At 74.6% G+C, this 12,161-nt stretch carries 15 protein-coding genes; 10 read left to right on the forward strand and 5 right to left on the reverse strand.

The features are described from left to right. Positions 1–83 precede the first annotated feature (83 nt). Genes O7619_RS16925 through O7619_RS16940 form a run of 4 tightly spaced genes read left to right on the forward strand, consistent with a single transcriptional unit; the run spans position 84 to position 3,215 of the window. On the forward strand, positions 84–515 hold the full coding sequence (locus O7619_RS16925; protein ID WP_282281895.1) for a GntR family transcriptional regulator: 432 nt from the start codon (positions 84–86) through the stop codon (positions 513–515). Then, complete coding sequence (locus tag O7619_RS16930; RefSeq protein ID WP_282281896.1) at positions 512–1,543, forward strand: ABC transporter ATP-binding protein; 1,032 nt, start codon at positions 512–514, stop codon at positions 1,541–1,543. Before O7619_RS16925 ends, O7619_RS16930 begins: the two co-directional genes overlap by 4 nt. Further along, positions 1,540–2,601 (forward strand): ABC transporter permease, encoded by a 1,062-nt coding sequence (locus tag O7619_RS16935; protein ID WP_282281897.1) that lies wholly within the window; start codon positions 1,540–1,542, stop codon positions 2,599–2,601. Before O7619_RS16930 ends, O7619_RS16935 begins: the two co-directional genes overlap by 4 nt. A gap of 59 nt (positions 2,602–2,660) precedes the next feature. Further along, positions 2,661–3,215 carry a DinB family protein gene (locus tag O7619_RS16940; RefSeq protein ID WP_282281898.1) on the forward strand — a complete coding sequence of 185 codons (555 nt, stop codon included), beginning with the start codon at positions 2,661–2,663 and terminating at the stop codon, positions 3,213–3,215. On the opposite strand, the gene O7619_RS16945 is transcribed toward O7619_RS16940, so the two are convergent. From O7619_RS16945 to O7619_RS16955, 3 genes are read right to left on the reverse strand one after another with little or no spacing between them, the layout of a single operon-like run. After that, positions 3,161–4,378 carry a serpin family protein gene (locus tag O7619_RS16945; protein ID WP_282281899.1) on the reverse strand — a complete coding sequence of 406 codons (1,218 nt, stop codon included), beginning with the start codon at positions 4,376–4,378 and terminating at the stop codon, positions 3,161–3,163. The genes O7619_RS16940 and O7619_RS16945 overlap by 55 nt on opposite strands. A 40-nt stretch (positions 4,379–4,418) precedes the next feature. After that, positions 4,419–4,931, reverse strand: a complete 513-nt coding sequence (locus O7619_RS16950; RefSeq protein ID WP_282281900.1) for an NUDIX domain-containing protein — start codon at positions 4,929–4,931, stop codon at positions 4,419–4,421. 24 nt (positions 4,932–4,955) lie between these two features. Continuing rightward, entirely contained in the window at positions 4,956–5,576 is a 621-nt protein-coding gene (locus tag O7619_RS16955) for a hypothetical protein (RefSeq protein WP_282281902.1), read from the reverse strand. 104 nt (positions 5,577–5,680) lie between these two features. On the opposite strand from O7619_RS16955, the gene O7619_RS16960 reads away from it, so the two are divergent. Beyond that, a complete protein-coding gene (locus tag O7619_RS16960; protein WP_282281903.1) occupies positions 5,681–6,418 on the forward strand; it encodes a class I SAM-dependent methyltransferase in 738 nt (245 codons plus the stop codon). Positions 6,419–6,483: 65 nt separating this feature from the next. Continuing rightward, a complete protein-coding gene (locus O7619_RS16965; protein ID WP_282281904.1) occupies positions 6,484–6,978 on the forward strand; it encodes a type II toxin-antitoxin system PemK/MazF family toxin in 495 nt (164 codons plus the stop codon). A gap of 24 nt (positions 6,979–7,002) precedes the next feature. On the opposite strand, the gene O7619_RS16970 is transcribed toward O7619_RS16965, so the two are convergent. Next, positions 7,003–7,638 (reverse strand): GGDEF domain-containing protein, encoded by a 636-nt coding sequence (locus O7619_RS16970; protein ID WP_282281905.1) that lies wholly within the window; start codon positions 7,636–7,638, stop codon positions 7,003–7,005. Between the two features lie 222 nt (positions 7,639–7,860). Between O7619_RS16970 and O7619_RS16975 the strand changes: the two genes are divergently transcribed. The 3 genes from O7619_RS16975 (at position 7,861) to O7619_RS16985 (ending at position 10,636) form a co-directional block, all read left to right on the forward strand. Beyond that, on the forward strand, positions 7,861–8,118 hold the full coding sequence (locus O7619_RS16975) for a DUF397 domain-containing protein (RefSeq protein ID WP_282281906.1): 258 nt from the start codon (positions 7,861–7,863) through the stop codon (positions 8,116–8,118). A gap of 107 nt (positions 8,119–8,225) precedes the next feature. Then, the gene (locus O7619_RS16980; protein WP_282281908.1) at positions 8,226–9,113 is read left to right on the forward strand and encodes a helix-turn-helix transcriptional regulator; all 888 of its coding nucleotides are present in this window, start codon (positions 8,226–8,228) and stop codon (positions 9,111–9,113) included. A gap of 104 nt (positions 9,114–9,217) precedes the next feature. Further along, positions 9,218–10,636: a serine/threonine-protein kinase gene (locus O7619_RS16985; RefSeq protein WP_282281909.1), complete on the forward strand. Its 1,419-nt coding sequence runs from the start codon at positions 9,218–9,220 to the stop codon at positions 10,634–10,636. Here the strand turns inward: O7619_RS16985 and O7619_RS16990 are convergent. Continuing rightward, entirely contained in the window at positions 10,597–11,349 is a 753-nt protein-coding gene (locus O7619_RS16990; protein ID WP_282281911.1) for a nitrilase-related carbon-nitrogen hydrolase, read from the reverse strand. The two genes, O7619_RS16985 and O7619_RS16990, sit on opposite strands and share 40 nt — an antisense overlap. Positions 11,350–11,414: 65 nt before the next feature. On the opposite strand from O7619_RS16990, the gene O7619_RS16995 reads away from it, so the two are divergent. Further along, the gene (locus O7619_RS16995) at positions 11,415–12,158 is read left to right on the forward strand and encodes a DedA family protein (RefSeq protein ID WP_282281913.1); all 744 of its coding nucleotides are present in this window, start codon (positions 11,415–11,417) and stop codon (positions 12,156–12,158) included. Positions 12,159–12,161 lie beyond the last annotated feature (3 nt).

The following is a 12,161-nucleotide window of genomic DNA, read 5'->3' on the forward strand; positions in this document are numbered from 1 at the left end:
TTAACACGCCCGGATCCGGCTCGATCCTTGCCCTGCTGGTTGACTGGTGTTCTACTTAAGCATCACAATCGGAGGGCCGTCAGGTGATCAACTTTCATGTCGACCGGTCCAGCAGCGTTCCCGCGTACGCCCAACTGGTGCGCCAGGTGCGCGAGGGTCTGCGGATCGGGACGCTGCGGCCCGGGGATCAACTCCCCACCGTGCGCAGCGTGGTGACCTCGTGCACGGTCAACCCGACCACCGTGCTCAAGGCCTACCGGGAGTTGGAGTTGTCCGGCCTGGTGGAGGCGCGGCAGGGTGCGGGCACGTTCGTCAGCGGCACGCTCGGCAACGCCGATCCGCACGTCATGGCCCGGCTTCGCGGCAGCCTGGCCCGCTGGCTCGACCAGGCCCGCGAGGCCGGGCTGGAGGACGAGGACGTCCAGGCGCTGCTCGCCTCGGTGATCGCGGAGAGCTCCACGCGCCGGGCGGGAGCGCCGGTTGCGGGCCCTGGAAAGAAGGAGGGCGCCGCATGACCGAGCGCACCGAGCGGAGCGAGGGCCGTGAGGGCGTGCCCGGCTGGTACGGCATGACCGAGCGCACCGAGCGGAGCGAGGGCCGTGAGGGCGTGCCTGGCGAGTACGGCATGACCGACCCGGCCGTGGCGGTGGAGGCCCGGGAGGTGGGCCGGCGCTACGGCGGTGTCTGGGCGCTACGGGAGTGCAGCTTCCGGTTGCCCGCCGGCCGCATCGTCGCGCTCGTCGGCGCGAACGGCGCGGGCAAGTCGACGCTGATGAGCATCATCGCCGGCACCTTGGCGGCCACCTGCGGCTCGCTGCTGGTCCACGGCCGGCCGGTGGCGCGGGGCAGGTCGGGCGGGGGCGGTGCGGCCGGGAGCCGGGTCGCGATCCTCGCCCAGGACAAGCCGCTCTACCGGGACTTCAGTGTGGCGGACATGCTCCGTTTCGGCAGGTCGACGAACCGGGCGTGGGACCAGCGGCGGGCGCTGTCGTGGCTGGACCGTTTCGACATCCCCCTGGACCGCCGTTGCGGCAGGCTCTCCGGCGGGCAACGGGCGCAGGTCGCGCTGGCGGTCGCGCTGGGTTCCCGCCCGGCGGTGCTGCTGCTCGACGAGCCGCTGGCGAACCTGGACCCGGTGGCGCGCACCGAGGTGACAGGCGAACTGATGGCGGAGGCCGCGGACGGTGACATGACCGTCATGCTGTCCACCCACATCATCGCCGAGCTCAGCGGTGTCGGCGACCATCTGCTGCTACTCGACGCGGGCCGGGCCGTGCTCACCGGCGACGTCGACGAGTTGCTCGGCAGCCACGTGCGGCTGACCGGGCCGCGCGCGGACCAGCCACCCGGCCCGGGCGTGATCGTTCAGGCGCGGCACACCGACCGGCAGTCCACGTTCGTGCTCCGGCAGCCGGCGGCGCCGGCGACCCACGCCGTGGTCGCGCCCGGGTGGGCGGCGCAGCCCCTCACCCTGGACGAGCTGATTCTGACCTACCTCAGGGCGTCGGCCACGGAATCCCGCAGTCTGGAGGCGGTCTCATGAACGTGGTCGTCGACACGGCCCCCGCGCTGCGCCAGGAGGATGCCAGGTCCGGCGTGGGGCTTCACGGCCTGCTGTGGCTGACCTGGCGCCAGCACCGCTGGACCCTGGTCGCCACGCTCGTCCTGGCGGGGGTCCTGGTGGGTTGGATGAGCTACCTGTCGATGGAGTTGACCGACCTGTGGCACCAGTGCCACGAGACGTTCTGCCCGGAGGCGTCCCCGCAGGGCCGGCGGCTCGGCGGGTCCGCACCCCTGAGTCTGACCCTGGCCGCCCTGGAGCGGCTGGTGCAGTACATGCCGCTGCTGGTCGGCATGTTCATCGGCGTGCCGGTGCTCAGCCGGGAGCACGAGCAGCGGACGCTGCTGCTGGCCTGGAGCCAGGACGTGTCCCCGACGCGCTGGCTGTGGACCAGGCTCGGCGCGCTCGGCCTGTTCGTGGCAGCGGTGACGGCGGTCGTCGGCGTCGTCAGCGACCATCTCCAGCGGACGACCGCCCTGGTCGCCCCGGTGCCCCTCTTCGACTATTTGCCGTTCCTGAACACCGGGATGCTGCCGGTGGCGATCAGCATCGCCTGGTTCGCGGTCGGTGTCGCGCTCGGCGCCGTGATCAGACGCACGCTGCCCGCCGTGTTCGTGGTGATCGTGGGCTTCCTCGGCCTGAACTACCTCGTCCAGTGGCGCTATCCCACCCTGATGGAGCCGATGTCCGCGCACCGACCCATCGGCGGACCGAACCTCGATGTGCTGCGCCACAACGCGCTGGTCGTCGAGGGCGGCATGATCGACTACGGCATCGACGGGCCGTCCGGCGCCTTCGACGCCGCCGGCCGCCAGCTCACCGGCGTCGAGCTGCAACGCCTCTGCCCGCCCGACAACGGCACCGGCGAGACGCTCGCCTGCTTCGCGGACAACCACCTTGAGCAGCACCTGCTGTACCAGCCGGGCAGCCGGATCCCCGACTTCCACCTGATCGTCGCGACCGGCTACCTGGGTCTGGCCGCGGTGGCTCTGCTCACCGTGTGGTGGATCGTCCGCCGCACCGACCTCAGCGCGGGCTGAGCCCGGTCCGCCGACAAAAGGGGACCCTCGCCGGGACGACGGTCTGGAATGCTTCGCTCATGCCCTCCTTTCCGCCCACCTTCGCCGACCGGGTCGTCGCGCTGCCGGCCCGTGAGCAGTTCGAGGCGTTCCTCGACGAGCACCGCGACGCGCTCGACGCCTGCCTCGACGGGTTGACCGAGGAACAGGCACGCCGATCGTTGGTGGCGTCCCGGACCACGCTGCTGGGCCTGGTGAAACACGCGACCTTCGTGGAGCAGGTCTGGTTCGACCAGGCGGTCACGTGCCGCTCGCGCGCCGAGATCGGCATCCCGGAAAACTCGGAGGAGTCGTTCGTCCTCGACGCCGACGACACGATCGCCGCCGTCCGGCGGGCGCACCGCGACGCCTGCGAGGCGTCCCGCCGGGCCACGTCCGCCCTGGGGCTGGACGACGTCCTCCGGGGGCACCGGCGGGGCCCGCTTCCGCTGCGGTGGGTGTATCTGCACGTGCTGCGCGAGCTTGCCCAGCACTGTGGACACGCGGACATCCTCCGCGAACAGATCCTCGACGGCGGTCGTCAGCCCGCCTCGTCGGCCGGCACGTCCTCCGGGTCGGCGACCCAGGCGGAATAGACCGGAAGGCCGTGCCAGGGGCCTCCCGCCGCGTCCGTGGCCACCGCGACCACCGCGTACGGGTGGCCGAAGCGCAGGTCGGCGATGCGGGCCACGCCCTCCGGCGGCAGCCCGGCCACCATCCCGAACGCGGTCACCGCGGCGGCTTCGAAGCCGTACCGGCCGAACCGCGCCATCGTGGACTGCGCCGCGGCGAACGGCGGCTCGACCAGCCCGAGCAGCTCACCCAGCGCGCGGGCCGCCGCGTCGAAGCCGAACCCGGGCGGCGTGAGGTCGTGTCGACTCCGCGCCGCCCAGCACGGCAGCACGGCGGTGGCGCGTTCCTCCCGGCCGTCCCGGGCGAACGTGCGGGTCGGCTCCTCGCGTACCGCCCACAGTGGGCTCTCGCCCAGCGGCAGGTCGAACAACGAGCGGCGGCCCGGCACCGGCCCGTCCGGCACGGTGGCGGCGGCCACGGACAGGTCCCACGCGGCGGCCAGCACCTCGCCGGCCGGCACGTCCGGCGCGGCGGCCACGGACACCACGAGCATTCCCGCCCCGTCGTCGTCCGCCCGCGCCGGCGCCACGTGCACCGCCACGTCACCGGCCCGGTCGGTCGCCGACACCCAGCAGCGGTGCCCGACCGGCGGCGTCCGGAGCACCTGTCGCAGCCGACCGGCCCAGACGCTGCCCGCGCCCAGCTCCGTGCCCGGCGCCACCTCGAACGGGTCGGCCCAGGACACGCGCGTGGCGAGCGCGCTGGCCAGCACGAGCAGCGTCTCCGGGGTGACGTCGACCGGGAACCGTTCGATCAGCCCGCCGGTGCGCTCCCGGGCCCAGGCGTCGAGCGCGGCCCGGTCGGGCAGTGGACCGCGTGCGGTGTACGCGGGGAGTGCGGCCCGCCATTCGGCCAGTTCCTCGAACGGCGTCCGCTCCCACAGCGCGGTGGCCGCCGCGACCATCGGGTGCGGCGCGGCGAGCAACGCCCGGGCCGCCGCGGCGGCGTCGTCGGGGTCGACGCCGAGTGCCTCGGCCAGCGCCGACCGGGCCGGTCCGGTGGCGGTCGGGCCGGTCAGCGCCAGCAGCAGCCAGGCGCCGAGCGGCGAGGCGACGTGGTGGGTGGCGCCGGCGGCGCGGTGCAGCCGCTCGGCGTAGCGGGCCAGGGGGGCGTGGAGAGGAGTCACCGCTCCACTCTGCCCGCTGACACGCCCACCGGCACGCCGGTCAGGACCACAGCTCGAACGGCTCGTCGATCTCCTCGCCGGCGAGGAACGCCGGCAGCAGCTCCGGCAGGCGGCCGGGATAGCAGCGCGGTCGCTCGGCGAGGACCTCGGCAAGTGGCCACCAGCGGAACCCGAAGTAGTCCTCCACCTCGTAGTCCAGCCGGTACGTCCCGTCCATCTCCGGACCGGGCCCGGGCAGCCGCACCGGCACCACCACCTCGTCCTGGAGGTGCCGCCGCTGCCGGTGCCGGAAACTGGCTCGTCGCCGCCAGTTCGGCGCGCCGATGTCGGCCGGCGTCACCACGATGCCGGTCTCCTCGCGCAGCTCGCGCACCGCCGCCTGCCGGTACGTCTCGCCCGGGTCCAGCCCGCCGCCGGGTAGCTCCCACCACACCCCCAGGTCGGGGTGTTCCGGATCGCGGGTGTGGAACAGCAGCACCCGGTCGGCGACGTCGAGCACCACCACCCGCACGGCGCTTCGCTCGAACAACGGCAGATCGTTGGGCAACTCCATGCCCGCAGCCTAAGGAGGGCCCGCTCAACGCTTCCGGTGGAGGAACGGACCCCCTTCCACTTTGGGCTCGACGACGGGCGCGACCCGCTCCGTGCCGCAGCGGGGGCAGCGCACCCGGACTCCGGCCGGGGCGCCCGGCGCGCGCAGCCACTGGCCGCACCGGCACGCGAACACCACCGACCGCACCATCCGCAGGTACTCCGCCCGGTCCCGGCGGGGCCACCGGCCGTGACAGCGCCGGCAGACCCGCGGCGGGAAGCTGTGGTACCAGGCCATCCCGGCGGCGCCCGCCACCATCACCGTGCCGGACGCCACCAGACCCAGCGGCGCGGCCAGTCCGGGCAGCGCCGCCGTCAGGTCACCCGCCCCGGCGTCACGCACCCCGAACACGACGAGGAGCACGACCACGGGTACGCCGAGCACGGTCGCGGTGAATCCCCCGACGAACCCGAGCACCGAGAGCGCGAACACCGCCGTCGCCGACGGTGGGGCCCACCGTGCCACGCCGTACCCGCCGCAGCGCGGGCAGTCCGGCGGGGCCGGCTGCGGCGCCGACCGCAGCACCTTCGGGACGACCCAGGTGAGGAGCATCTTCACCAGCTCCTCGGCGAGCTTCTTCACCAACTCCTGCGCCAGAGCACCCACGGCTGTCCTCCTCACCTGCGCCTATCGTCGCCGCCGGGCGACGGCCCGGCGGGCGCGGCGCGTGACGGGCATCCGACATCGCCCGAACCTGGGAGGATGGCGGTATGTCGCAACTGTTCGGGGAGACGGCCGACACCTACCACGAGGCGCGACCGGGCTACCCGGTCGAGGTCGCCGACGCCGTCCGTGACTACCACGGCGGGCCGCCCGACACCCTGGTCGAGGTCGGTGCCGGCACCGGCCTCGCCACCGCGGCGTTGCTCACCCTCGGCGCGGCCACCACCTGCGTCGAGCCGGACGTCCGGATGGCCCGGGTGCTCGCCGAGCGGTTCCCGGAGGTGGACGTGGTGACCGCGAGCTTCGAGCGGTGGAGCCCGCCGGCCGGTGGCGTGGCCGCGCTGGCGTGCGCGATGGCGTGGCACTGGCTCGACCCGGCCACCCGTAACCAGCGCGCCCGTGACGCCCTGCGCCCGGGCGGCACGCTCGCCGTCCTCGGCCACCGCTACGCCTACGTCGAGGCGGAGCAGGCCGAGGCGATCCGGGCCGCGTTCGCCTCCGCCGACCCCGGCGACCGGGGTGACCGGCCCGACGGCTGGTTCCACGACGACGTTGCCGACAGCGGCTGCTTCACCGACGTGCGGCGGTCCCGGTTCCGTCGCGCGGTGCCGCTGGACACCGCGGCCTATCTGCGGCTGGTCGACACGTTCTCGCCGCAGTTGCGCCGCCCGCCCGAGCTGCGCGAGCGGGTCCGCGCCGCGGTCGCCGCGGCGGTCGACGGCTTCGGCGGCACCGTCGTGCTGGACCTGCGGACGACGCTGGTCCTGGCCCGCCGTCCGGCCTGACCCGGGGTCGGCCACCCGCTGCGCCCGGCGCGGCCGGGCCGCGCCGACCCGATAGGCTGCCCGCCGTGGCAGGACTGTTTAAGAACGTGGCGTCCCGGCTCGGCCGGATCACCGGGGGCGCCGCCGCGCCGACCCGCGGCGGCCGGCCGATTCCGGCCCAGGTCGCGCGGCGACGCCAGGTCAGCGCGTTGCAGCGCCGCGAGCTGTCGTACGCCCCGGAGCCGGACGGGCAGGCGGATCCGGGCGAGATCGTGTGGACGTGGGTGCCCTACGAGGACGATCCCCGGCAGGGCAAGGACCGTCCGGTGCTCGTGGTGGGCCGGCACAGCCGCACGCTGTTCGGGCTGATGCTGTCCAGCCAGAGCGACCGGGACGGCCAGCGGCACTGGTTGTCGCTCGGCCCGGGGGAGTGGGACCGGGAGAAGCGGCCGAGCTGGGTGCGCCTCGACCGGGTGCTCACCATGCGCGAGGACAGCATCCGCCGGGAGGGCGCGGTGCTGGACCGGCCCCGGTTCGACCGGGTCGGCCAGGCGTTGCGCGCCGGCTACGGCTGGCGCTGACCGCGGCGGCGCGCCCCGGTCGAGTCAGTGCTCGGCGACGAGCTGGCGGTGCACGGGGGCGGCGCCGAGCGTCTTCGCCTCGTACATGGCGGCGTCGGCGCGGCAGAGCGCGTCGGTGAGCTGGGCGGGGCTGTGCACCGGGGCGAGCCCGACCGAGGCGGTGACCCGGATGCTGCGACCGCCCAGCGGAATCGGCGCGGCGAGCGCCTCGCAGAGCCGGCGGGTGGCGTGCTCGATCCACCACCGGTCGGCGGTCGGGCTGGCCAGCAGGCCGGCGAACTCGTCGCCGCCGAGCCGGGCCACCAGGTTGTTGCCGGCGAACGCGGCGAACCGCTGGGCCACACTGATCAACACCTGGTCCCCGGCGGCGTGCCCGAAGCGATCGTTCACCTGCTTGAACCCGTCGAGGTCGAGGATCACCGCCACCAGCGGTTGGCCGCCGGGGTCGGTGAGCAGGGTGGCGGCCAGCCGGAAGAAGGCCCGGCGGTTGGGCAGGCCGGTGAGCGGGTCGTGGCTGGCGGCGTGCCGTTCGGCGGCCAGCTCGGCCTCGAGCAGTTTGATCTCGGCCTCGGCGCGCACGGCCCGCCGACGCATCTGCCAGGCGGACACCAGGGCGCCTGCGGCGGAGACGCCGGAGGCGACGGTCATCGGATCCGGCACGCGCCCTCCTCACCGCAGTCCCCGGCCGCGCGGGGCGGCTTCCGGGGGCCGGGTTCGGGTCACCGAACGTGAGCGACCCGGCACACCGTACGTTCGGTTATCATGCTCGCAGTCCATTGCAGATGCAATAGCAGATGCACGTGCATCTCATTCCTCAGTCGACAAACGTCGCCACCCACCGCTCCTCCCCGCGGTCCCGGCTGGCCTTCCCGAAGGACGCCCATGCAACCGCCTCCCAACGGCGTACCCGTGCCACACCTGCCCCCGATGAGGTGGTTGAAGAGCCGCCGCAGCAACCCCAGCGGCAACTGTGTCGAGCTGGCCGAACTGCCCGGCGGCAGCGGCATCGCGGTGCGCAACTCCCGGCACCCCGAGGGGCCGGCGCTGATCTACACCGTCGACGAGATCGCGGCGTTCGTGCTCGGCGCCCGGGACGGGGACTTCGACCACCTGATCCCGCCGTCCCGTACACGGGACTGATTCGTCCGTCCGGGGGAGTTCACCTCACTGTCGGTCCATGGCATGCTTACTCGTCGGCCGGGGCGGGCGCCCGGTCCGGAAGCGGTCGGGATGCGAGGGGCGGTCAGGTGACGACGGTGCCTGTCGAGGGCGGACCGACAAGCGGTCCGACGGTGCTGCGCATGCTGCTCGGGGCGCAGCTGCGCCGCCTACGGGAGGGCGCCGGGGTCAGCCGGGAGAGCGCCGGCTGGGAGATCCGCTCCTCCGAGTCGAAAATCAGCCGGATGGAGCTGGGCCGGGTCGGCTTCAAGGAGCGTGACGTGGCCGACCTGCTCACGCTCTACGGGGTCACCAAGCAAGGCGACCGCGACGCGCTGCTCAAGCTGGCCCGGGACGCGAACAGCCCGGGCTGGTGGCACCGTTACAGCGACGTGCTCCCCGCCTGGTTCCAGTCCTACCTGGGGCTGGAGGCCGCCACCGCGCTGATCCGCACGTACGAGGTGCAGTTCGTGCCCGGCCTGTTGCAGACCGCCGCGTACGCGCGGGAGGTGATCCTGCTCGGGCATCGCGGCGCGACGGCGGCGGAGCTGGACCGCCGGGTCGACCTGCGGATGGAACGCCAGGGGCTGCTGCGCCGCGCCAACCCCCCGCAGTTGTGGGCGGTGTTGGACGAGGCCGTGCTGCGCCGGCCGATCGGCGGTGCCGCGGTGATGCGCGAGCAACTGGACGCGCTGATCGAGGCGACCGCCGCGCCGCACGTGCGGCTCCAGATCGTCCCGTTCACCGCCGGCGGGCACGCCGCCGCCAGCGGCGCCTTCAGCATCCTGCGCTTCGGCGACGAGGACCTGCCCGACATCGTCTACATCGAGCAGCTCACCAGCGCCATCTACCTCGACAAGCGCGACGACCTCGACTACTACGCGGAGGCGATGGAGCGGTTGTGCGTCGAGGCCGCGCCCCCGGAGCGCACCCGCGAGTTGCTGGCCCGCATCCGCGACGAGCTCTACCCGGCCTGACCGTCGCGGCGCGGGTCGTGGAGCCCGAACTGACCGCACAACCGGCACGAACCGGGTGCGGGGTTGGTGCGACCCCGGCCCCGGTGGGCAGACTGGGGAGCATCATGTCGCCGTTCACGCCCGGACTCCGGCTGCACGACCGGTACGTCCTGCGCGAGCGCATCGGGCTCGGCGGGATGTCCGAGGTGTGGCGCGCCGACGACGAGGTGCTGCACCGCCCGGTCGCGGTCAAGGCGCTCGCCGGCCGCCTCGCCGCCGACCCGCAGTTGCGCGCCACCATCCAACGCGAGGCCCGCGCGGCGGCGCGGCTCACCCACCCGCACGTGACCCAGGTGTACGACTACGGCGAGGCGACCCTGCCCGGTGGTGTGGTGACGCCGTACCTGGTGATGGAGCTGGTGGACGGGCAGACGCTCGCCGACCGGCTGGCCGGCGGGCCGCTGGCCTGGCCGGACGCGGTCCGGACCGGCGGCGAGGTGGCCGCGGCGCTGGCCGCCGCGCACCGGATCGGCGTGGTGCACCGCGACGTCAAGCCGGCCAACGTGATGCTCACCGAGACCGGCGCGAAGGTGCTCGACTTCGGCATCGCCGCGCCGGCCGGCCCGCACCAGCCGGTCACCGGTCCGGCCGGTGAGCCGCTGGCCGGCACCCCGGCATACTTCGCCCCGGAGCGGCTCGATCCCGGTCCCACCCACCCGGCCGGTGACGTGTACGCGCTCGGTGTGCTGCTCTACCGCAGCCTCACCGGCCGCCCGCCGCTGCCGGTGCGGACGTGGGACGACGTGCTCGACCTGCGGGACCGGCGACCCGCGGTGCCGCCCCTACGGGTGCCCGGGCTGCCCGCCGACGTCGCCGCCCTGGTCCTGGACTGTCTGGCCGTGGACCCGGCCCGGCGGCCCACCGCCACCCAGGTCGCCGACCGGCTCGGCGCGGGCCGACCGGTCGACCCGCCGACCGCGTTCCTGTCCGCGGTGCCCGGAGCCGAGCGCCCGGCCACGCGCGTCGAGCGGCGACCCACGCCGGCCCGTCCGGCCCGGCCGGAGGTGTCGCCGAACCGGCTGACCGGCGTGCTCGTCGCCGGCGCGGTGGTGCTGCTGCTCGGTCTGGTCGGCGCGCTTGTCTTCGAGGGCCGCTCCGGCCCGTCGCCCGCCGCCGCCCCGCCGACCGCGTCGACGAGCACCGCCCGTTCCGCCGTCCGGCCCGCGCCGACCCGCCCCGCACCGACGACCCGGTCACCCCAACCGGTCACGGCGCGTCAGCTCGCGGACCGGTTCACCGACCTGCTGGACCGGGCCGAGACGGCCCGGCTGATCGACCGCAAGACCGCCGAAGAGCTGCGGAAGAAGGCCGCCGAGCTGGGCCGGGGCAAGCCGAGCAAGCACGCCGAGCGGGTCGAGGACCTGCACGAGCGGATCGAGGACGCCGCCGACGACGACAAGATCGACGGCGCCACGGCGGCGGCCCTGCGGAAGATCCTCGACGCCTACGACCGGTTGCGCGGCGCCGCCCGCGACGAGGGCTGATCCCCACCGGCGCGGTGTCCTCCGTGCAGGGTCGCGGCGACCAGCTCGCCGGCGGCGGTGCCGGCCCGCACCACCGCCTCGCCGGCCGGCGACCAGACGCCCGAGCCGCCGGCCGCGCGCGCGTACCCGCCGCCGGTCGACCCGGCGAAGCTCGCCATCGCCACCCACACGCCGTGCGCGGTGGCGATCCGACGGGCGCGGTCGTCCGGCACCGCCGCGTCGTGCGCCGACTCCAGCACCCCGGCCAGGTAGGCGTCCGCGCCCGCGGCGACGGTCGCCGCCGCGTGCGCCGGCACGCCGGTGTCCTTGCAGACGGCCAGGCCCAGCCGCCAGCCGTCCACGGCGAGCACCGCCGGCTCCCGACCCGGGCGGAACCGCTGCGGCTCCGCGCCACCCAGCCACATCTTCCGGTACGCCACCCGCACGCCCCCGCCGTCGACCGCGAGCACCGCGATGTGCGGCCCGGCCACCGGCGCACCGGCGAGCGCCAGCGTCCCGGTGTCGGCGCACGCCGCCCGCAGCGGCGCGAGCCGGGCGTCGGACAGGTCCAGTTCGGCGGCGTCCACCTCGTACCCGGTCAGGGACAGCTCGGGGAAGACCACCACCCGGGCGTCGGCGGCCCGGACCGCGGCGGCGTGCCGTTCGGCGTTGCCGGCGACGTCGTGGGCGAGGGTGAGCGGCTGGGCGACCGCGACCCGCAGCGGCGTACGCATGCGCGGCAGCGTAACCGGCCCGGCCCTTCGTGGTCGTTGCCCACCTCGCCCCGTAACGTGGTCGGATGATCGGACACGCACCACTGCTCGCCGGGCCCCGGGCGAGCGCCGCGCGAGCCGCGGAGCCGGCCGGGGAGGGGCCCGTCGGCTGGGTCACCGGCCTGGTGGAACGGCTCGGCGGCCCGGGCGCCGGGCTCGCGGTGGCCCTGGAGAACCTGTTCCCGCCCATCCCGAGCGAGGTCATCCTGCCGCTGGCCGGGTTCACCGCCAGCCAGGGCCGGATGAGCCTGTTCGGCGCGATCGCGTGGACCACGCTCGGGTCGGTGCTGGGCGCGCTGGCGCTCTACTACGTCGGCGCGGCGCTGGGCCGGGACCGGATGCGGGCCCTGGTCGGGCGGCTGCCGCTGGTCAAGGTGGAGGACGTCGACCGCACCGAGGCGTGGTTCCTGCGGCACGGCGTGAAGGCCGTCTTCTTCGGCCGGATGATTCCCATCTTCCGGAGCCTGATCTCGATCCCGGCCGGCGTGGAACGGATGCCGCTGCCGGTGTTCCTGCTCTTCACCGCGCTGGGCAGCCTGATCTGGAACACCGCGTTCGTGCTCGCCGGCTATCTGCTGGGTGAGAACTGGCACGTGGTCGAGGCGTACGCCGGCACGTTGCAGAACGTGGTCATCGTGGCGGTGGTGGCCGGGGTGGGCTGGTTCGTGGTGAGCCGGGTCCGCCGGTCCCGCCGGTCCGTGACGCCGGACGCCCCACCCCGGCCGGGCACCGTCTACCGGGGCGGCTGGTACGGCGCCGACGAGGACTGACCG

The sequence above is a fragment of the Micromonospora sp. WMMD998 genome, from assembly GCF_029581235.1.
Classification (GTDB): Bacteria; Actinomycetota; Actinomycetes; order Mycobacteriales; family Micromonosporaceae; genus Micromonospora.

What these genes read in the sequence shown, in the direction of transcription:
- O7619_RS16930 (WP_282281896.1), top strand. Translation starts at nt 512, where the DNA reads ATGACCGAGCGCACCGAGCGGAGCGAGGGCCGTGAGGGCGTGCCCGGC.
- O7619_RS16935 (WP_282281897.1), top strand. Translation starts at nt 1,540, where the DNA reads ATGAACGTGGTCGTCGACACGGCCCCCGCGCTGCGCCAGGAGGATGCC.
- O7619_RS16940 (WP_282281898.1), top strand. Translation starts at nt 2,661, where the DNA reads ATGCCCTCCTTTCCGCCCACCTTCGCCGACCGGGTCGTCGCGCTGCCG.
- O7619_RS16950 (WP_282281900.1), bottom strand. Translation starts at nt 4,931, where the DNA reads ATGGAGTTGCCCAACGATCTGCCGTTGTTCGAGCGAAGCGCCGTGCGG.
- O7619_RS16960 (WP_282281903.1), top strand. Translation starts at nt 5,681, where the DNA reads ATGTCGCAACTGTTCGGGGAGACGGCCGACACCTACCACGAGGCGCGA.
- O7619_RS16975 (WP_282281906.1), top strand. Translation starts at nt 7,861, where the DNA reads ATGCAACCGCCTCCCAACGGCGTACCCGTGCCACACCTGCCCCCGATG.
- O7619_RS16985 (WP_282281909.1), top strand. Translation starts at nt 9,218, where the DNA reads ATGTCGCCGTTCACGCCCGGACTCCGGCTGCACGACCGGTACGTCCTG.
- O7619_RS16990 (WP_282281911.1), bottom strand. Translation starts at nt 11,349, where the DNA reads ATGCGTACGCCGCTGCGGGTCGCGGTCGCCCAGCCGCTCACCCTCGCC.
- O7619_RS16995 (WP_282281913.1), top strand. Translation starts at nt 11,415, where the DNA reads ATGATCGGACACGCACCACTGCTCGCCGGGCCCCGGGCGAGCGCCGCG.